Genomic DNA, 18,952 nt, shown 5'->3' with positions numbered 1-18,952 from the left:
CATGGACGAGCGGGCCCCGTCGAAACGTTCGCGCCGGTTGTGCCCCGGTGCGCCCTCCCGCTGGGCGGCTGCGTCCGTCTAGCGTCGGCCGGAGGAGGCAGCCATGGCTAGGCACGACTTCTTCGCCCGGTTCGGTATATCCCCGGCCCGGCTGGCGGCCAGGGTTGCCGCCGCGGGCCTGTGGTGGTGGGCCGTACTCCGGCTGACGCTGTGGCCGGGCACACAAGGAATCGTCGAGGGAGCGGTGGCGGCCGGCGGGTGGGGGCTGAGCCTGTTGCCGGTGCACTGCGTGCCGTGGGCGGAGCGGATGCGGGGCAGGGGCGGGGGCGGGAGTGGGAGCGGGGGCGGTCACAGGGACAGGAGGCGGAGCGGCCGGGGCCGGGGAGGGGACTGGAAGCGGGGTGGAGGTGCCGGCGGCCGGTGGTAGGGGGCGCCGGGGTGGCGGGGTGCTGGAAGGGAGGCGAGGTCACCCGATCGGGCGAAGGGGGCGGAAGGGCGCAGCGGGTGGGGCGGGTGGGGCGGTGGCCCTGGGGGCGACCGTTTCGGTGACGGAGTGGGGCGTGGGTGGGGTGACGGAGTGGGGCGTGGGTGGGGTGGAGGCGGGTGGGGAAGACGGGGAGGCCGGGCGGGGGAGGGCGCGGCCATGAAGTGACGTGAGGTCAGACACCGTGCTGTGGCGCGGCTTTGTGGCCCTCCGGTGCTGTCCCGTCCTCCTCCGGCTGGCAGGTGGGGCACCAGTAGGTGACGCGTTCCTGGGTGGGCGGTCCCTGCTCTCCCGTACGGATCGGTGTGCCGCAGCGGAAGCAGGGCCGGCCGGCGCGGCCGTAGACCCATTGGCGGCGGTCCGGGCGGGCGCTCGGTGTCGTGACGCGGGCGAGACGGTCCTTGTTGGCTTCCAGGAGCTTCTTGGCGAGGGTGGTGGCGCGTTCGGGTGTCGGCAGGCGGCCGATCGGGAGCCAGGGGGAGGCACGCAGCAGGAAGCACAGTTCGCACTTGAAGACGTTGCCGATGCCGGCCAGATTGCGCTGGTCGAGCAGCGCCTCGCCGAGGGGTCGGTCCGAGTCGGCGAGCAGGCGGCGCAGAGCCTCGGCCGGGTCCCAGTCGGGGCCGAGCAGGTCGGGGCCCAGGTGGCCCACGGCGTCGCCCTCGTCGGCGGTGTGCAGGAGTTCGAGGACGGGGAGGCGGTAGCCGACGGCAGTGCGGTCGGCGGTGGCGAGGACCGCGCGGATCTGGTGGGCGGGGCCGCCCCGCCAGCGCTCGGCGGGTGCGTAGATCTTCCAGGCGCCGTCCATGCGCAGATGGGAGTGGAGGGTCAGGCCGCCTTCGACGCGCGTGAGGAGGTGCTTGCCGCGCGGGACCACCTCCAGGACCGTGCGGCCGGACAGGTCGGTGGTGGCGAGCTTCGGCACGCGCAGGTCGGATCGGGTCAGCGGCTTGCCGGCCAGCGCTTCGTGCAGACGGCGGGCGGTGCGCCAAACGGTGTCGCCTTCGGGCATGGGGACATTGTGCCGGGTGGGGCCGGGTGAGGGGCCGGGTGAGGGGCCGTGGAGCCCGGTTCGGTTGGTTCGGGGCTGGGCAGGGCCGGGCGGGGGCGGGCATGGATCGCGTACGGATGGGGATTGCGGTCAGCGGTCTGGGGGCTGCTGTCTGGGTTCTGCGGTCTGGGCTCTGCTGTCCGGGGAGTGGGTCTGCGGCCGGGATTCTGCGGTCTGGGGTCTGCGGTCTGCGGTCTGCTGTCTGCGGTCCGCTGTCCGGGAATGCGGCCTGCGGGCGGTCGCGTCGTGGTGGTCAGGGGCGGAGGCGGAAGCCGCGTGGGGTGGGGTGGAAACCGGCGGCCTCCAGGGCTGGGGCGAGCGGGGCGGTGAGGGCGGCGGTGCCGTTGACGCGCTCCACGGTGATCGTGCCGAGGGCGCCCGCGCGGGCCGCGTCGGTGAGCGCTTCGAGGGCGAGCCGCTGTCGGGTGGCGGCGGGGGAGCCGCTGCCGGGTGCGGTGCCGTCGGCGGCGTGCGTCCAGGCCAGCAGTGTCTTGCCGCCGCGTTCCATGTAGAGCGTCAGTTCGCCGTCGACGAGGACGACCAGGGAGCCCGCCTTGCGGCCCGGTTTGTGCGTCGAGCCGTCGGGCGGCTCGGGCCAGGACAGGGCGGCTCCGTACGCGTTGGCCGGGTCGGCGGCGGCCAGCACCAGAGCCCGTTGCGGTCCGGCGGAGCGGCGGTCCCCCGGGCCGTCCTGGGCGTACTCGTCGGCGACCCGCTCGCGGCCGGTGTTGACGGCGCGGAGCCGGTCGACCGCGCCGTCCATCGCGAACTGCGCCGCTCCCAGCCCTTCGACCACATAGCCGCGCCGGGCCTGCCCGGTCTCCTCGAAGGCGGCCAGGACGCGGTACGCGGCGGAGAAGCCGCCCTCGACGCCTTCGGCGGCCACGGCGCCGCGGGTGACGACGCCGTGGCGGTCCAGGAGCGCGCGCGCCAAGGCGTGGGCGCGGTGGGTGGGTTCCGGTTCGGGGGCGGGGAGCAGCGACCAGCGGCCGGCGACGGTGGGCGGGCCGGAGCGAGAGGCGGTGGGGCGGCCCGTACGGCCGGTGGCGGCGGTCAGTGAGCCGTACCGGCCGCGGGGGACCGCGCGCTTGGCGCGGTGGGCGGTGGAACCGGACGTGCGGCCCGAGCCGAGGAGGGACCGGAGCGGGGCGAGGGTGTCGTTGGTGAGACGGCCGGACCAGGCCAGGTCCCACAGGGCGTCGGCGAGTTGGGGGTCCGTAGCTTCGGGGTGGGTGGTGGCGCGGACCTGGTCGGCGAGCTGACGGAAGAAGAGGCCGTAGCCGGGGGCGAGGGCCTGGAGGACGGACTCGTGGAGGGGGGACAGCTCCAGGGGGTGCGGTGGCGGCAGGAGCAGCGGGGCGGTGTCGGCGAGGTAGAGGGACACCCAGCCGTCCTTGCCGGGCAGTGCTCCCGCGCCGGCCCACAGGACTTCGCCGGTGGAGGTCAGTTCGTCCAGCAGCGCCGGGGCGTAGTCGCCGACCCGGGACGGCAGGACCAGTTTCTCCAGGGCGGAGGCGGGCACGGACGCCCCTTGCAGCTGCTCGACGGCGCGGACCAGGCCGTCGATGCCGCGCAGGCCGTACGAGCCGCCGCGCCGTGCCCCGGCGCCGTGTTGTGCCGGCGGCCGTAGGGGCCCCACCTGCTGCCACTGCGGGAGGAAGGAGGCGAGGGCGGCGGGCGGTACGGGTTCCAGTTCGTGCCGCAGGGCGGCCAGGGACCGGCGGCGCAGGCGGCGCAGCACCTGGGCGTCGCACCATTCCTGGCCGATGCCGGAGGGGTGGAACTCGCCCTGGACCACGCGGCCGGCCGCGGCCAGGCGTTGCAGGGCGCCGTCCGTGACGGCTGTGCCGAGGCCGAAGCGGGTGGCGGCCTGCTCGGAGGTGAACGGGCCGTGCGTACGGGCGTAGCGGGACAGGAGGTCGCCGAGCGGATCCTTGACGGGCTCGGTGAACGACTCCGGGACGCCCACGGGCAGGGCCGTGCCCAGGGCGTCGCGCAGCCGGCCCGCGTCCTCGATCGCGGCCCAGTGGTCCCGGCCGGCGATACGGACCGTGATGGCCCGGCGGGCCGACGCCAGCTCCCGGACCCACCCGGACTCGGCGCCGCGCTCGCCCAGCTCGTCGTCGGTGAGCGGGCCGAGCATCCGCAGCAGGTCGGCGACGCCTTCCGCGTCCTTGACCCGGCGGTCCTCGGTGCGCCACTGCAGTTCGCTCTCCAGCTCGGCCAGGACGTCGGCGTCGAGCAGTTCGCGCAATTCGGCCTGGCCGAGCAGCTCGGCCAGCAGCCGGGAGTCCAGGGAGAGGGCGGCGGCCCGGCGCTCGGCGAGGGGGGAGTCACCCTCGTACAGGAACTGGGCCACGTACCCGAACAGCAGGGAGCGGGCGAAGGGGGAGGGCTCGGGGGTGGTGACCTCGACGAGGCGGACCCGGCGGGCCTCGATGTCGCCCATCAGCTCGGTCAGGCCGGGTACGTCGAAGACGTCCTGGAGGCACTCGCGGACGGCTTCCAGCACGATCGGGAACGACCCGAACTCGCCCGCCACCTGGAGGAGCTGGGAAGCGCGCTGCCGCTGCTGCCACAGGGGGGTGCGCTTGCCGGGGGTGCGGCGGGGCAGCAGCAGGGCGCGGGCCGCGCACTCGCGGAACCGGGAGGCGAACAGGGCCGAGCCGCCCACCTGGTCCGTGACCACCTGGTCGACCTCGCCCTGGTCGAAGACGACGTCGGCGGCGCCCACGGGGGACTGCTCGGGGTCGTACTCCATGCCGCGGGCCGCCGGGTCGAAGTCGCCGGTGTCGCTGTCGAGCAGGTCCAGGCCCATCAGGTCGGCGTCCGGCAGGCGCAGCACGATGCCGTCGTCGGCATGCATGACCTGGGCGTCCATGCCGTAGCGCTCGGCGAGGCGGGCACCGAGGGCGAGCGCCCAGGGGGCATGCACCTGCGCGCCGAACGGGGAGTGCACCACCACCCGCCAGTCGCCCAGCTCGTCGCGGAAGCGCTCGACGACGATCGTGCGGTCGTCCGGCACATGGCCGCAGGCCTGCTTCTGCTCCGTGAGGTACGTGAGGACGTTGCCCGTCGCCCAGTCGTCCAGGCCGGCGGCGGCCAGCCGCTCGCGGGCGGCCTCCGGGGCGAGGGAGCCGATCTCGCGGAGGAACGCGCCCAGCGCACGGCCCAGTTCGAGGGGGCGGCCGAGCTGGTCGCCCTTCCAGAAAGGCAGTCGGCCGGGCACTCCGGGGGCCGGGGAGACCAGCACTCGGTCCCGGGTGATGTCCTCGATGCGCCAGGACGTCGTACCGAGGGTGAAGACATCGCCGACGCGGGACTCGTAGACCATCTCCTCGTCCAGTTCCCCGACGCGCCCACCGCCCTTCTTGGGATCGGCACCGGCCAGGAAGACGCCGAAGAGGCCCCGGTCGGGAATCGTGCCGCCGGACGTGACGGCCAGCCGCTGCGCCCCCGGGCGGCCGGTGACCGTCTGCGCCACCCGGTCCCAGACGACGCGCGGACGCAGCTCGGCGAAGGCGTCGGAGGGATAGCGGCCCGCGAGCATGTCCAGCACGCCGTTGAACGCCGACTCGGGCAGGGCCGCGAAGGAGGCGGACCGGCGGACCAGGGCCAGCAGCTCGGTCACGTCCCAGGTGTCCATCGACGCCATCGCGACCAGCTGCTGGGCCAGCACGTCGAGCGGGTTGGCGGGGACGCGCAGCGACTCGATGGATCCCGCGCGCATCCGCTCCGTGACCACCGCGGCCTGCACGAGGTCGCCGCGGTACTTGGGGAAGACCACGCCCCGGGACACCGCGCCGACCTGATGGCCGGCCCGGCCGACCCGCTGGAGGCCGGAGGCGACCGACGGCGGGGACTCGACCTGCACCACCAGGTCGACCGCGCCCATGTCGATGCCCAGCTCCAGGCTGGACGTGGCGACCACGGCCGGCAGCCGGCCCGCCTTCAGGTCCTCCTCCACCTGGGCCCGCTGCTCCTTGGACACCGAGCCGTGATGGGCGCGGGCCAGCAGCGCGGGCGCCCCCTTGGCGGCGCCGGCCTCCGCCATCAGCTCGGCGGGGGAGTGGTCCTCGGGCAGCGCCTCGCCGGTGGCGCGCTCGTACGCGATCTCGTTGAGCCGGTTGCACAGGCGCTCGGCGAGGCGCCGCGAGTTGGCGAAGACGATCGTCGAGCGGTGCGCCTGGACCAGATCGGCGATCTTCTCCTCGACATGCGGCCAGATGGAGGGCTTCTCACCGGTGTCGCCCTCCTGGACGGGCGAGCCGCCCAGCTCGCCCAGGTCCTCGACGGGAACGACCACCGAAAGGTCGAACTCCTTGCCGGACGGCGGCTGGACGATCTCCACCCGGCGCTGCGGCGACAGATAGCGGGCCACCTCCTCCACCGGGCGCACGGTCGCCGACAGGCCGATGCGCCGGGCCGGACGCTCCAGCAGATGGTCGAGCCGCTCCAGGGAGAGCGCGAGATGGGCGCCGCGCTTGGTGCCCGCGACGGCGTGCACCTCGTCCACGATCACCGTCTCGACGCCTTCCAGGGCCTCCCGGGCCGAGGAGGTCAGCATCAGGAAGAGCGACTCGGGGGTGGTGATGAGGATGTCCGGCGGACGGTTGGCGATCGCCCGGCGCTCGGCGGCCGGGGTGTCACCGGAGCGGATGCCCACCCGGATGTCGGGCTCGGGCAGCCCGAGCCGCACGGACTCCTGGCGGATGCCGGTCAGCGGGCTGCGCAGGTTGCGCTCGACGTCGACCGCCAGGGCCTTCAGCGGGGAGACGTACAGCACGCGGCAGCGCTTCTTCGGCTCGGCGGGCGCCGGGACGCTCGCGAGCCGGTCGAGCGAGGCGAGGAAGGCGGCCAGGGTCTTGCCGGAGCCGGTCGGCGCGACCACCAGCACGTCCGAGCCCTCACCGATGGCCCGCCAGGCACCCTCCTGCGCGGCGGTGGGCGCGCGGAACGCCCCCGTGAACCAGTCGCGGGTCGCGGGGGAGAACGAGTCGAGCGCTGCCTTGGCCATGTCCCCCATCGTGCAACGGACCACTGACAATCGCCGGTGACTCGCCGTTCACCTGCGGTGATGCGGACGAGCGGCGACAGTCGGCGCCGTCCGCGTGCCGGACGGACCGGCCACGGCGGGCCGGGCGGCAGCACAATTGAGCCATGACGGGGTACGGGGCCAAGGACGCGCGGGGCGCGGAAGGCGGGCCGGGGCTGACGGGCTCGGTGGCGACGGGCGCGGGAGCCTGTACGGGCGGGTGCCGGGCCGCGGCGCCCGCCGGCCGCGAAGGCGGCGAGTGGGCCCGGCACTGGCAGTACGCCGAACTCCCCGGCCTGGACCTGCTGCGCGCCCGCTACGTACGGCACTCCTTCCCCCGCCACTCCCACGACGGTTACGTCCTGGGCGCCGTCACCGGCGGCGTCGAGCGGGTCGGACTGCCGGACGGCGTCACGGACGCCGGGCACGGCGGCATCATCATGATCAACCCCGAGGTGCCGCACACCGCGCAGGCCGGTGTGCCGGAGGGCTGGTCGTACTCGACGCTCTACCCCTGCGAACAGCTCGTCGCCGGTATCGCGGCCGAGACGACCGGCCTGACCGGCACCGCCGCGTTCACCGAGACCCTCGTGGACGACACCCTCGCCGTCCACCTCGTCAACGGTGTGCACCGCGCGGCCGAGGAAGGCAACGCGCTGGCCGCCGACAGCCTGCTGCGCATCGTGGTGGCCCGGCTGCTGCGGCGCCACGGCGGCCCGCTGCCGGCCCGTACGCCCGGCACGGCGGGAGCCCGTACCGCCGAACGCGCCAGAGCACTCCTGGAGGCACGGCTGACCGCGCCACCGACCCTGGAGCAGCTGGCCCGGGAACTGGGCACCGGCCCGTTCGCCCTGCTGCGCGCCTTCAAGAACGCGTACGGGATGCCGCCGCACGCCTGGCTCACGAACGCCCGCGTACGCCGGGCGCGCCGGCTCCTGGAGGCCGGTTCGGCACCGGCGGACGCCGCCGTCGCCGTCGGGTTCACCGACCAGCCCCACCTGAACCGGCACTTCACCCGGATCGTGGGTGTGCCGCCGGGTGCTTACCGGCGGGAGCGGGCGGGCGGCGCAAGAACGTACAAGACCGCGGGGAAGGGCGCTTCCTAGGGTCCGGAGCGTGGCACAGGAAACACAGCGAGAACGAGATCAGAAGTCCCAACTGTCCCAAGAACTAGGTGCGTCCGAAGAGGCCCGGGGGAACCAGGAGAGTCGGCGGACTCATGAGGCCCGGGGGACCCGAGAGATCCGGGGAGCCCGGGGGGCCCAAGAGGCCCGGGGGACCCGACAGATTCAAGAAACTCAAGAGCTGCACAACCCTCAGCAGACACCACAGTCCCGACAGACCCGACAGACCAAGCCCTCCTCCGCCATCGTCAGGGACGCGCTCGGTGTCGGCGTCGCCGTCGGGCTGTCCGGCTTCGCCTTCGGGGTGACCGCGGTGGGCTCGGGCCTGTCGGTGCTGCAGGCCTGTGCGCTGAGCCTGCTGGTCTTCACCGGCGCCTCGCAGTTCGCGCTGGTCGGCGCGCTGGCCGCGGGCGGCAATCCGTTCACCGCCGCGGCCGGGGCGTTCTTCCTGGGGACCCGTAACGCGTTCTACGGGCTACGGCTGTCCGGCCTCCTCGGGCTGCGGGCCGCGGCCAAGCCGTTCGCCGCCCACTGGGTCATCGACGAGACCTCGGCCGTCGCCCTGACCCAGCCCGACCGGCGCGGCGCGCGCCTCGGGTTCGCGGTCACCGGGGTGACCCTGTACCTCCTGTGGAACCTCACCACGTTCGCCGGTGCCAGGGGTGCCGGGGCTCTGGGGGACCAGGCGGCCTGGGGCCTGGACGCGGCCGGCCCCGCGGTCTTCGTGGCGCTGCTGGCTCCCCTGCTGACCTCGACGGTGGAACGTTCCGCCGCGGGGCTCGCGGTCGTGCTGCTCCTGGTGACGCTGCCGCTGCTGCCGGCGGGTGTGCCGGTCCTGGTCGCGGCGCTCGCCGCACCGGCCGTCCTGTACGTGGAGGGGCGCCGGGCCCGTACGCGTACCTCTGACGAGCCGGAAACCGGCATGGATACACACGTACGAGGGAACAGCGCGGGAGAGGTGGACGCACGATGAGTGTCTGGATCGCGATCGGCGTCACCGCCGTGGGCTGCTACCTGGTGAAGTACCTCGGGCTCCTGGTACCGGCGGGTGCGTTGGAGAAGCCGCTCGTCAAGCGCCTCGCCGCCCTGCTGCCGGTGGCGCTGCTGGCCGCGCTCACCGCCCAGGAGACCTTCAGCGACGGGCACCAGCTGCTGTTCGACGCCAAGGTGGCGGGCGTCGGTGCCGCGGTGGTCGCGCTGCTGCTCCGCGCGCCGTTTCTGCTGGTCGTGGCGGTCGCGGTGGCGGTGACGGCGGGGGTGCGGGCGCTGGGTGGGTGAGGGCAGGGGGGGCACGGGTGGCGCGGGGCGCGGGACGCGAGGTGGGGGGTGCGAGGCGGGGCGCGGGGCGCGAGGTGCTCAGCCCCGCACGACCGTCGCTTCCGCCACCCCCAGCCGCCGCGCGTCCCGTTCGGGGCGCAGGAAGAGCGTCACGGCCACTCCGGCCAGCATCGTCAGGCCCGCCATCGTCCCGTACGCGCCGAGGTACCCGTCCGCGACGGTCTCCCCGGCGTCCACCAGCCGGCCCGTCACCGCGGGGGCCAGGATGCCCGCCAGGGCGAAGACGCAGGTCAGCGCGCCGAGCGTGACGCCGCGCCGGTCCGCGGGGGAGATCCGGGAGACCGAGGTCTGCGCCACCGTCATGATGATGTCCGAGACGGCCATCGGGCCGAGCAGCAGGACGGCCTTCAGCCACAGTGCGTCCGTCGCGGCGAAGGCCAGGGTCGCCGCGCCGGAGAGGAGCAGCACCAGCCCGCTCTTCACACCGGCGGGGAGGGGAACGCGGGGGCGCAGGCCGACTGCCGCGCGCCTGCCCGCGCGCTGTACGAGCAGGCCGTGGACGAGCATCGCGGTGCCCTTGGCCAGCGCGGCCAGCATGATCAACAGGCTCGCCCGGCGCAGCCCCAGCCCGCTCACCTCCTGGAAGTAGTCCGCGGCCCAGGTGAGCGTGGCCGACACCGTCCAGAAGGCGGCGAACGCGCCGAAGGCCGCGGACAGCCAGGTCCTGGAGAGCAGCACCTTGCGGTACGGGACGGAACCGCCGCCCACGGAGGCGCCGCCGGTGGGCCGCCGTCCCGCCGGAACGCTGCCGGCGGGCCGCTGACCTACCGGGACGCTACCGGCGGACCGCTGCTCCACCGGGGCGTCACCGGCGGGCCGCCGTCCCACCGGGGGCGCCAGCGGTCCTTCCTCGCCGTACCGGAGCCACACCGCCGCCCACACCAGGCCGGCGAGCCCCACCACGCCGAACGCCCAGCGCCAGCCCCACGCGGCGGTGACCGCGCCGAGCACCGGCGCCGCGACGGCGACCCCCACCGCCGCGCTGGCCAGGAAGAGCGCGGTCGGCAGCGTACGGTCGCGCTCCTCGAACCAGCCGTGCAGGTGGTGCACCGCAACCGGAGTCGCCGGGCCCTCCGCCGCGCCCAGCAGCACCCGGGTGGCGACCAGGACGCCGAAACCGGCCACACCGAGCAGCATCGGCAACTGGGCGGCTGACCAGAGCAGCGCCATGCCGAGCAACAGGACCGGGGTGCGTACCGTACGGGTGAGGAAGGAGCCGCCGAGCGCCGCCAGGCTGAAGAGCGCGAAGAACGCGGCGGACGCGGTGCCGAACTGTGCGCGGGTCAGGTGAAGGTCGGCCATCACCGGGGCGGCGACCAGGCCCAGCACCGTCTTGTCGGCGAAGTTGACGAGCATGAAGGCGACCAGCAGCCAGGTGGTGCGCCAGGCCCGCCGCCGCTCGGAAGCGGTCATTCCGGGGAGCTCGCCCGAGTGCGCCCCGGGCCCGGCCGCACGGGTCACCGAACGGTCCCCTCGCCGCCCTCGGGCCCGGGCACCGCGACGGCTGACACGGCCGCGTACGCAAGGTATCCGGGGGCTCCAGCGCTTTCCGTGTGCGGACTGTGCCGCGTCCTGCAATCCGTCATGCCGGGCGGCTCCTCGTGTACGCCGGGCACCTGTGCTGGACAGGCGCCCGCTGCCGGTCCTCCGGCCGGTCCTCCGGTCTGGTCCCGCCGGCCCGAGTCTGGTGTTCCCCATGGCCCGGCGGCACCCGCCGGTGTCACACCCGTACCCGCTGCGTACTGGGACGCGTCACAGTGCCTGCCGCGCAGCGAAGGAGCTGCCGTGCCCCGGCCCGCCGCCGCCCGCTACCGGGCGGTGAGGCGTCCGTACGCGCGCAACGTCAGCAGCGCCTTGACCGTCACCATCGGACGGCCCTCCAGAGCCGTTCCGGGGGCCCACACGCGCCGGTTCACGGGCCAGCCGCCGTCCTCCCGCTGGAGGGCGGCGAGGTGGTCCAGCGCCCGGTCCGTCTCCGTGTCCGTGAACCAGCGGCGGGCGAGCGAGCCCGGTGTCGCCGCGTAGTCGTACGCGAAATGGTGCTCACCGGGCGCGTAGCCGTCGGGTACCGGGGTGTCCGCCGCCCGGCCCGGGTCCAGGAGGACCAGCCGCTGCTCGCGCACCACGGTGCCCAGGCGCCGCGCGGCCGCCTCGGCGCGCGGCCGGTCGGGTGCGCCCTCCAGGAAGGCGAGCGCCGCCTGCGCCTCGTACGGATGGGTCCGCTCCAGGGACTCCACCGCCTGCCAGCAGAAGTCCGTGGCCCGGAAGAGCCAGGCGTGCCACACCTCGTTGCGGTGCAGCAGGCCCACGACGGGCCCGGTGGTCAGGAGGGCGCTCGGCGGGTCGGCGGCCACCGGAAGCCACGGCGCGGCCGGATAGCCGCGCGACTCGGGACGCACGGCGGGCAGGGCGCCCTCCGGGGTGGACACCCCGGTCAGATAGCGGCAGATCCGCTCGGCCCGCTGCCCGCCGCAGCGCCCGATCAGGTCGAGGACGTACAGGGCGTACGCGGTGTGCAGCGGCTGGCTGACCGGGCCGCGCAGATCGGGCTCCAGGGCATGACCGTATCCGCCGTCCGGATTCGCGTACGCGGTGAGCGCGGCGTCGACACCGTCCGCGCTCCCTTCCAGGAAGTGGTACGCGAAACGACGCTGTTCGAGCACCCGGGCAGTGAGCCAGATGAAACGCTCGGCACGTGCCAGTGAGGTCGGCTGTGGTGCTCCGTTTTCCGCCATGGACCGACGGTAGGGCCGTGCGCTCCGCCCGGCACCGGCGTGGACGTGGCTGCACTCTCAGGGGCGGGATACCGGTCGTGCGCGGTTGACGGCCGGCCGGCGGCGGTCGGCCGCTCGGTGGTGTCCGACCCGGGCTCTACGCTGCGTACATGAACGTCCTTCGCGTCGGCGCGGGTGTGCGAGGGACGCGATACGTGCTGGTCGAAGCGATTGTGGAGTGGGTTTCATGCGGTTGACGGTCTTCTGGGAGCGGATGGCGGAGCACTTCGGTGAGGCGTACGCCGACTCGTTCGCACGCGATCATGTGATGTCCGGGCTCGGCGGACGGACCGTGCACCAGGCGCTGGCGGACGGGTGGGAGGCCAAGGACGTGTGGCGGGTGGTCTGCGCGGCGGTGGACGTGCCGTACGACAAGCGCTGAGGGGAACCACGGCTACTGGGGCGGTGGGTCCGGGGGCGACGGTCCGGGGGGACAGGACGGCCCGGGGTGACGGTCCGGGACGGCAGGAGCCGCACGGAGGTATCGGGCGGCGGCGGGCGGCCGTGCCGAGTGGGGCAGGGCGGGAGTTGTCAGACGGGTGAGCGACACTGGGCCCGTGCCAGCGACCGAGAATCCCACCACCCACGACGACCCGCGCCCCGGGGACAGCGCCCGGCGGATGCCGCGGTGGCTGCCCCGCGCCATGGTGCTGGCGCTCGCCCTCGTGGCCTGCTTCCAGCTCGCCAGCTGGGCGTTCCACCAGCTCATCTCGCTGCTGCTGAACGTGCTGATCGCCTTCTTCCTCGCCCTGGCCGTCGAGCCGGCCGTGGACTGGATGGCGGCCCGCGGGATGCGCCGAGGGGGCGCCACCGGGCTGGTCTTCCTCGGCATACTCGTCGGGACCGCGGGCTTCTTCGCGCTGCTCGGCTCGATGCTGGCGGGCCAGATCGCGACCATGGTCCAGGAGTTCCCGCAGTACCTGGACTCGGTGATCAGCTGGATCAACACCACCTTCCACACCCACCTCTCGCGGGTCGAGGTGCAGAACAATCTGCTGAAGTCCGACTGGCTGCAGAAGTACGTCCAGGACAGCGCCAACAACGTGCTCGCCGTCTCCGCGACCGTCCTGGGCAGCCTGTTCAACCTCCTGACCGTGGCGCTGTTCTCCTTCTACTTCGCCGCCGACGGCCCCCGGCTGCGCCGTGCCCTGTGCTCGGTCCTGCCGCCGTCCCGGCAGGCCGAGGTGCTGCGCGCCTGGGAGATCGCGGTCGCCAAGACCGGCGGGTATCTCTACTCCCGCGGTCTGATGGCACTGATCTCCGGCATCGCGCACTACGTCCTGCTGGAGATCCTGGGCGTCCCGTACGCACCGGCGCTCGGCATGTGGGTCGGGCTCGTCTCCCAGTTCATCCCGACCATCGGCACGTACCTCGCCGGCGCGCTGCCGATCCTGATCGCCTTCACCGTCAATCCCTGGTACGCGCTGTGGGTCTTCGGGTTCGTCGTGGTCTACCAGCAGTTCGAGAACTATCTGCTCCAGCCGCGCATCACGGCCAAGACCGTGGACATCCACCCGGCCGTCGCCTTCGGATCGGTGATCGCCGGTACGGCGCTGATGGGCGCGGTCGGTGCGCTGATCGCCATCCCGGCGACCGCCACGCTGCAGGCGTTCCTGGGGGCGTACGTGAAGCGGTACGAGGTCACGGACGACGTCCGGGTACGGGGCGGCGGCCGGCGCCGGCGCGCGACCTCGGCCCTGCGGCGGCTGCGCCGGTCCCTGCACGACGAGCCGCCGGCCGCGCCGCTGGAGGGCCGCGAAACCGGTGGAGACGGGGACGGTGACGGGAACGGGGACGAGGGCGGTCGGGGCGGGCCCGGCGGGAGCGGGCCCGGCACGGGGGGCAAGGAGGGCTGAGAGGCCGGGTGACCGGTCCGGGGCGACCGGACCGGGCCCGGCGTGCTGCGCTTGACACTGAAATCGAACATCTATTCTTATGAGACGTCCGACCCGTGTTTCCGCCCGGAGTTCCCGGGAGTTATCCACAGGCCGGAGCCGGGTCCGGGCGCGTTGTCAGTGGCAGGCGTTAGCGTCATGGACGTGAAGCGATCGACTCAAGCAAACCGGGTGGAAGCCATGGCAGGCACTGACCGCGAGAAGGCGCTGGACGCCGCGCTCGCACAGATTGAACGGCAATTCGGCAAGGGCGCCGTGATGCGGATGGGCGAACGCCCGAACGAGCCCATCGAGGTCATCCCCACCGGGTCGACCGCACTCGATGTCGCGCTCGGCGTCGGCGGCATCCCGCGCGGCCGTGTGGTGGAGGTCTACGGCCCGGAGTCCTCCGGCAAGACGACCCTGACCCTGCACGCGGTGGCGAACGCGCAGAAGGCCGGCGGCTCCGTCGCCTTCATCGACGCCGAGCACGCGCTCGACCCCGAGTACGCCAAGAAGCTGGGCGTGGACACGGACGCGCTGATCCTGTCCCAGCCGGACAACGGCGAGCAGGCCCTGGAGATCACGGACATGCTGGTCCGCTCCGGCGCGCTCGACCTCATCGTGATCGACTCGGTCGCCGCGCTGGTGCCCCGGGCCGAGATCGAGGGTGAGATGGGCGACTCCCACGTGGGTCTCCAGGCCCGGCTGATGAGCCAGGCGCTGCGGAAGATCACCAGCGCGCTCAACCAGTCCAAGACCACCGCGATCTTCATCAACCAGCTCCGCGAGAAGATCGGCGTGATGTTCGGCTCGCCGGAGACCACGACCGGTGGCCGCGCCCTGAAGTTCTACGCCTCGGTGCGGATCGACATCCGCCGTATCGAGACCCTCAAGGACGGCACCGAAGCGGTCGGCAACCGCACCCGCTGCAAGGTCGTCAAGAACAAGGTCGCCCCGCCCTTCAAGCAGGCCGAGTTCGACATCCTGTACGGCCAGGGCATCAGCCGCGAGGGCGGCCTGATCGACATGGGCGTGGAGCACGGCTTCATCCGCAAGTCCGGCGCCTGGTACACCTACGAGGGCGACCAGCTCGGCCAGGGCAAGGAGAACGCCCGCAACTTCCTCAAGGACAACCCCGACCTCGCCAACGAGGTGGAGAAGAAGATCAAGGAGAAGCTGGGCATCGGCGTCAAGCCGGCGGACCTGGCGGAGCCCGGCGCGGACGCGGCGGGTGCGGCGGCCGACGCGGAGGCCCCGGCCAAGTCCGTACCGGCACCGGCCGCCAAGGGCGCCAAGGGCACCAAGGCCGCCGCGGCCAAGAGCTAGTCCGTCGTGACGCGGCGAACGGAATGGCCCGACGACCACGGCTACGGCCCCGGCGCGGAAGCCGGTCACGACGGGGGACGTGACGGCGACGGCCGGGGCGGGAGCGGCAGCGCCGCGGGCGGCGCCGAGAACCGTAGGAAACGCAAGGACGGCGGTGGTCCCTCCTCGTCGAGGGCCGAGGCGGGACCGCCGCGTACGCCCGAGGAGCAGGCGCGGGCCATCTGTCTGCGCCTGCTCACCGGGTCGGCGCGGACGCGCAAGCAGCTCGGGGACGCCCTGCGCGAGCGGGGCATCCCCGAGGACGCCGCACAGGAGGTGCTGTCCCGCTTCGAGGAGGTGGGGCTGATCGACGACGCGAAGTTCGCCGACGCCTGGGTGGAGTCCCGGCACCACGGCCGGGGGCTGGCCCGCCGGGCGCTCGCCCGCGAGCTGCGCACCAAGGGCGTCGACCCCTCGACGGTCGACGAGGCCCTCGGACAGCTGGACTCCGAGCAGGAGGAACGCACGGCCCGCGAACTGGTCGACCGCAAGCTGCGGACGACCCGGGGCCTGGACCGGGAGAAGCGGATACGGCGTCTCGCGGGAATGCTGGCCCGCAAGGGCTACCCGGAGGGCCTGGCCCTACGGGTGGTCCGGCGGGCGCTGGAGGAGGAGGGGGAAGATCCGGAGCTGATGGAGTACCACTTGCCGGAGGCGTGATCCGGTGGGGACGTGAGCCGATGGGGGCGTGGCCTGGTGGTGATGTGATCCGGCGGGGTGCGGCTCGGCGGAGGTGTGATCCGGTGGGGCGGCGCGTGCAGGTGGGGGCGTGGTCTGGCGGAGGTGCGGCTTGGCGGGGTGACGGCCCGGTGGGGCCTGAGGGCGAGGAGGCGTGGCTCGGTGCAGGTGTGACTTCGTGGAGCGGTGGTCGCGGCGGGGGTGAGGCCGTAGGTGTGCGGCAGGGGGAGTGGGACAGCAGGCGTGGTGGGGTGAGGTGGCCCTCGGCTGCTGCCGGTCGGCCGTCGGTCGGGGGGACGGACGCCCGCAGGCCGGGCGGTCATGCCACGGGTGCGCGTCGCTACGCGCTGTGGACCCGTGACCGTGCAGTTGGTTCGTTCGGCTCGTCTGTCTCGTCCTCGTCTGTCTCGTTCTCGGCAGGCTCGGTGCAGCGCCTCAGGGTGGGCTTCCGCCTGGTCCCGGGCACCCGGTCCCCGGTCCCCGGCTCCCGGTCCCCGGCCAGCGTCGGTCGGTACGGCCTGTGACGTACGGCGCCCGGCCGCGCGACGTTCCGCCCGGCCCGTTACGGGCAGTCCGGCTTCCGGGGGGGAAACCCCCCTCCGACGAGGAGGCTGGCCGCAATGTGCTGTGCAGGCCGTAGGCGGCAGAGTGCGGCGCATGATCTTCACTCGAACACGCCGTGGATGGTCCGCCGCTCCCGGTGTCCTCGTCCTGGGCTGCGCCGCGGCCTTACTGGCCACGGGGACGGTGGCGACGACCACGGCGTCAGCTATGTCCAAGGGCCCGGGCCCAGGCAAGGGCACGGGCATGACGGCTGCGACCTCTGGCAGAACCGCGCCCATGGCCGGGCGCGACGTCGCCGGGCAGCGTCCGGTGCCCGGTTCGGTTGTTTCCGTCACTCTCGTTGCCGACCTGGACGCCAAGGGGGTCGCGGACCGACTGGGGAAGACCAGTATCGACGCGGCCCAAGTGCGCTACGGCGTACGTGCCCACCGCGTCGTCTACCGCACCCGTGGCCTCCGGGGCGAGTCCACCACGGCCAGTCAGCTGGTCGCCGTACCCAAGAACGGCAAGCGGGCCCTCCAGACCGTGTCCTGGCTGCACGGAACGACCGTGTACCGAGGCGACGTGGCCTCGGTGAACGAGCAGTCCACCGACCGGGCGGCGGCCCTGCTCTTCGCCTCGACCGGCCGGGCCGTCTCCGCGCCGGACTACCTGGGGCTGGGTGAGGGCCCCGGCATCCACCCGTACGGCCATCCGCGGGCGACCGTCACCGCCTCGGTCGACGCGCTGCGCGCGGCCCGGGCGTATGTCCGGCGGGAGCAGCGCGTGCTCGACAGGAACGTGCTGGTCAGCGGCTTCTCCCAGGGCGGGCCCGCCACCATGATGGTCGGCCGGGCCCTCCATCGGGGCGCCGACCCGTACTTCCGGCTGGGGGCGCTCGCCCCGATCGCCGGGCCCTTCGACCTGAGCGGGTTCGAGGCCGCCGCGGCCGACGACGAGGTCGTCCGTTCGTCGCTCTACCTGGCCTACTTCGCGACCGCGTGGGACCGGATGTACGGCTTGTACGACACGCCGGGGCAGGCGTTCCGTGCGCCGTACGACGAGACGGTGGAGTCCCTGTTCGACGGCGACCACCAGGCGTCGGAGATTGCGGCGGCGCTGCCGGCGACCTCGAAGGAGCTGTTCACGCCGGAGTTCCTCGACACGGTCCGCAGCCCGCGGGGGGAGCTGCGGCGACAGCTGGAGGCGCTGGACACCACCTGTGACTGGCGCCCGGAGGTGCCGGTGCACCTCTACCACGCCAAGGGCGACAAGGACGTGGCGTTCGAGAACGCGCGCCACTGCGAGCGGCAGCTGACCGCCAACGGGGCCGCCCACCGGCTCACGGACATCGGGGACGTGGACCACAACGGGACGGTGCGCAAGGCGCTGCCCCTCGTGGTCCGGCAGTTCGACGCCGCACCCCGAGACACTGCACCCCGAGACGCCGCACCCCGAGACACCGCACCCCGAGACACCGCAGCACTCCGAGACGCAGCGCACTGAGCCGACGGCGGGTCCGCTCCGGGCGGACCCGCCGCCACCTCAACCGTGGACGTGGACGTGGACGTGGGCGCGGACCGGCAGTCCCGCCGCCCGCCACGCCTGGAAGCCGCCCACCAGGTCGGTCGCCCGGTACAGGCCCAGCTGCCGCAGGGAGACGGCCGCGAGGCTCGACGCGTAACCTTCGTTGCAGACGACGATCACCGCCAGGTCGTGACCGGTGGCTTCCGGAGCGCGGTGGGCGCCGGTGGGATCCAGGCGCCACTCCAGTTCGTTGCGTTCGACGATCAGCGCACCCGGGATGGTGCCGTCACGTTCGCGCAGCGCCGCGTAACGGATGTCGACCAGCAGCCCGCCGTCCCGCTGGACCGCCGCGGCCTGCTCGGGGGACACCCGGTCCAGTCCGGCGCGCGCCGCCTCCAGGAGCGCGTCGACGGCGCTCATCGCCAGTCCTCGGGCAACTCGACCTCTTCGAGGCGCAGGACGGGACCGGTGCGGCTGTAGCGGCGCATCAGCGGCAGCGGCGGGTAGTAGGCGTGCACCGAGACGGCGTGCGTGTCCTCGGAGAGGTTGAGCACCTGGTGGACGTGGTGCGGGCCGAAGGCGCGGCCGCGGCCGCCGGCCAGCTTCCGCTGCCGGTCCACGCCGTCCGCCAGTTCCAGCGTCTTCCAGCCCTCGGTGGGCAGTTGGGCGGCGAGCGACTGCTCGGTCAGCTCGCCCGCGGCGGCGGCGAACGCGCCGTGCGAGCCGCCGTGATCGTGCCAGCCGGTGCCCGTACCGGGCGGCCAGCCGATCAGCCACGCCTCACTGCCGCCGGGCCCGTCCAGCCGGATCCAGGTCCGGCCTTCGGGGTCGAGGGGCAGCGAGGCGACGAGCGGGGCGTCGGCGGCGGTACGGCGGGCGAAGTCGAGGAGTTCGGCGGCGGTGGGGCCGCCGGTGGCGTCCGCACGCGGGCGCGCGGGGGTACGTACGTCGGGCACAGGAACCGTCCTGAGTGATCGCGAAGAGGCGCGCGACCAGCGGCGAACGCGGCGGCGCGCGGGGAAAGGGCGCGGATCAGCAGGACGGACGACACACGCAGCCCGCGTAGCGGACCAGGTCCAGATGGACCCTCCGCCAGAAGCGCGAACCGTTCTCCGTCACGTTCCGGAGTCAAGCACGGGGCTTCCCGCAGGGTCAA

15 protein-coding genes are annotated in these 18,952 nt (G+C 73.6%); 8 read left to right on the top strand and 7 right to left on the bottom strand.

The genetic code is table 11. The features are described from left to right. Positions 1–659 precede the first annotated feature (659 nt). Positions 660–1,496, bottom strand: coding sequence for an Fpg/Nei family DNA glycosylase (locus tag OEIGOIKO_RS11205; RefSeq protein WP_125053921.1), 837 nt, complete (start codon positions 1,494–1,496; stop codon positions 660–662). Between the two features lie 292 nt (positions 1,497–1,788). After that, positions 1,789–6,552, bottom strand: coding sequence for an ATP-dependent helicase (locus tag OEIGOIKO_RS11195; RefSeq protein ID WP_125053919.1), 4,764 nt, complete (start codon positions 6,550–6,552; stop codon positions 1,789–1,791). Positions 6,553–6,695: 143 nt separating this feature from the next. Between OEIGOIKO_RS11195 and OEIGOIKO_RS11190 the strand changes: the two genes are divergently transcribed. The 3 genes from OEIGOIKO_RS11190 (at position 6,696) to OEIGOIKO_RS11180 (ending at position 8,972) form a co-directional block, all read left to right on the top strand. Beyond that, entirely contained in the window at positions 6,696–7,676 is a 981-nt protein-coding gene (locus OEIGOIKO_RS11190; protein WP_125053918.1) for an AraC family transcriptional regulator, read from the top strand. Between the two features lie 199 nt (positions 7,677–7,875). Next, positions 7,876–8,667, top strand: coding sequence for an AzlC family ABC transporter permease (locus tag OEIGOIKO_RS11185; protein WP_170252029.1), 792 nt, complete (start codon positions 7,876–7,878; stop codon positions 8,665–8,667). Further along, a complete protein-coding gene (locus tag OEIGOIKO_RS11180) occupies positions 8,664–8,972 on the top strand; it encodes an AzlD domain-containing protein (RefSeq protein WP_125053917.1) in 309 nt (102 codons plus the stop codon). Before OEIGOIKO_RS11185 ends, OEIGOIKO_RS11180 begins: the two co-directional genes overlap by 4 nt. A gap of 78 nt (positions 8,973–9,050) precedes the next feature. On the opposite strand, the gene OEIGOIKO_RS11175 is transcribed toward OEIGOIKO_RS11180, so the two are convergent. Both OEIGOIKO_RS11175 and OEIGOIKO_RS11170 read right to left on the bottom strand, forming a co-directional pair. Beyond that, entirely contained in the window at positions 9,051–10,445 is a 1,395-nt protein-coding gene (locus OEIGOIKO_RS11175) for an MFS transporter (protein ID WP_170251688.1), read from the bottom strand. A 395-nt stretch (positions 10,446–10,840) separates the two neighbouring features. Beyond that, positions 10,841–11,767 carry a hypothetical protein gene (locus OEIGOIKO_RS11170; RefSeq protein WP_125053915.1) on the bottom strand — a complete coding sequence of 309 codons (927 nt, stop codon included), beginning with the start codon at positions 11,765–11,767 and terminating at the stop codon, positions 10,841–10,843. Between the two features lie 226 nt (positions 11,768–11,993). Here OEIGOIKO_RS11170 and OEIGOIKO_RS11165 point away from each other — a divergent pair, with 226 nt between their 5' ends. The 5 genes from OEIGOIKO_RS11165 (at position 11,994) to OEIGOIKO_RS11145 (ending at position 17,775) form a co-directional block, all read left to right on the top strand. After that, entirely contained in the window at positions 11,994–12,188 is a 195-nt protein-coding gene (locus OEIGOIKO_RS11165) for a DUF3046 domain-containing protein (RefSeq protein WP_125053914.1), read from the top strand. Between the two features lie 175 nt (positions 12,189–12,363). Continuing rightward, positions 12,364–13,662, top strand: coding sequence for an AI-2E family transporter (locus tag OEIGOIKO_RS11160; RefSeq protein ID WP_246177309.1), 1,299 nt, complete (start codon positions 12,364–12,366; stop codon positions 13,660–13,662). A gap of 219 nt (positions 13,663–13,881) precedes the next feature. After that, entirely contained in the window at positions 13,882–15,009 is a 1,128-nt protein-coding gene (recA, locus tag OEIGOIKO_RS11155; protein WP_125053912.1) for a recombinase RecA, read from the top strand. A gap of 6 nt (positions 15,010–15,015) precedes the next feature. Further along, entirely contained in the window at positions 15,016–15,708 is a 693-nt protein-coding gene (gene recX, locus OEIGOIKO_RS11150) for a recombination regulator RecX (protein ID WP_125053911.1), read from the top strand. 858 nt (positions 15,709–16,566) lie between these two features. Further along, positions 16,567–17,775 (top strand): alpha/beta hydrolase, encoded by a 1,209-nt coding sequence (locus OEIGOIKO_RS11145; protein WP_246177308.1) that lies wholly within the window; start codon positions 16,567–16,569, stop codon positions 17,773–17,775. A gap of 39 nt (positions 17,776–17,814) precedes the next feature. Here the strand turns inward: OEIGOIKO_RS11145 and OEIGOIKO_RS11140 are convergent, their stop codons facing one another. The 3 genes from OEIGOIKO_RS11140 to OEIGOIKO_RS43920 form a co-directional block, all read right to left on the bottom strand. After that, positions 17,815–18,216: a rhodanese-like domain-containing protein gene (locus tag OEIGOIKO_RS11140; RefSeq protein WP_125053910.1), complete on the bottom strand. Its 402-nt coding sequence runs from the start codon at positions 18,214–18,216 to the stop codon at positions 17,815–17,817. After that, a complete protein-coding gene (locus OEIGOIKO_RS11135; RefSeq protein WP_125053909.1) occupies positions 18,213–18,752 on the bottom strand; it encodes a cupin domain-containing protein in 540 nt (179 codons plus the stop codon). The genes OEIGOIKO_RS11140 and OEIGOIKO_RS11135 overlap by 4 nt, the downstream gene beginning before the upstream one ends. Positions 18,753–18,828: 76 nt before the next feature. Continuing rightward, positions 18,829–18,915: a putative leader peptide gene (locus OEIGOIKO_RS43920; RefSeq protein ID WP_324607239.1), complete on the bottom strand. Its 87-nt coding sequence runs from the start codon at positions 18,913–18,915 to the stop codon at positions 18,829–18,831. Positions 18,916–18,952 lie beyond the last annotated feature (37 nt).

The sequence above is a fragment of the Streptomyces paromomycinus genome, assembly GCF_003865155.1.
GTDB lineage: Bacteria > Actinomycetota > Actinomycetes > Streptomycetales > Streptomycetaceae > Streptomyces > Streptomyces chrestomyceticus.
Note: the sequence above shows the minus strand (reverse complement) of the source record. Positions and strands in the feature narration are given on the sequence as shown.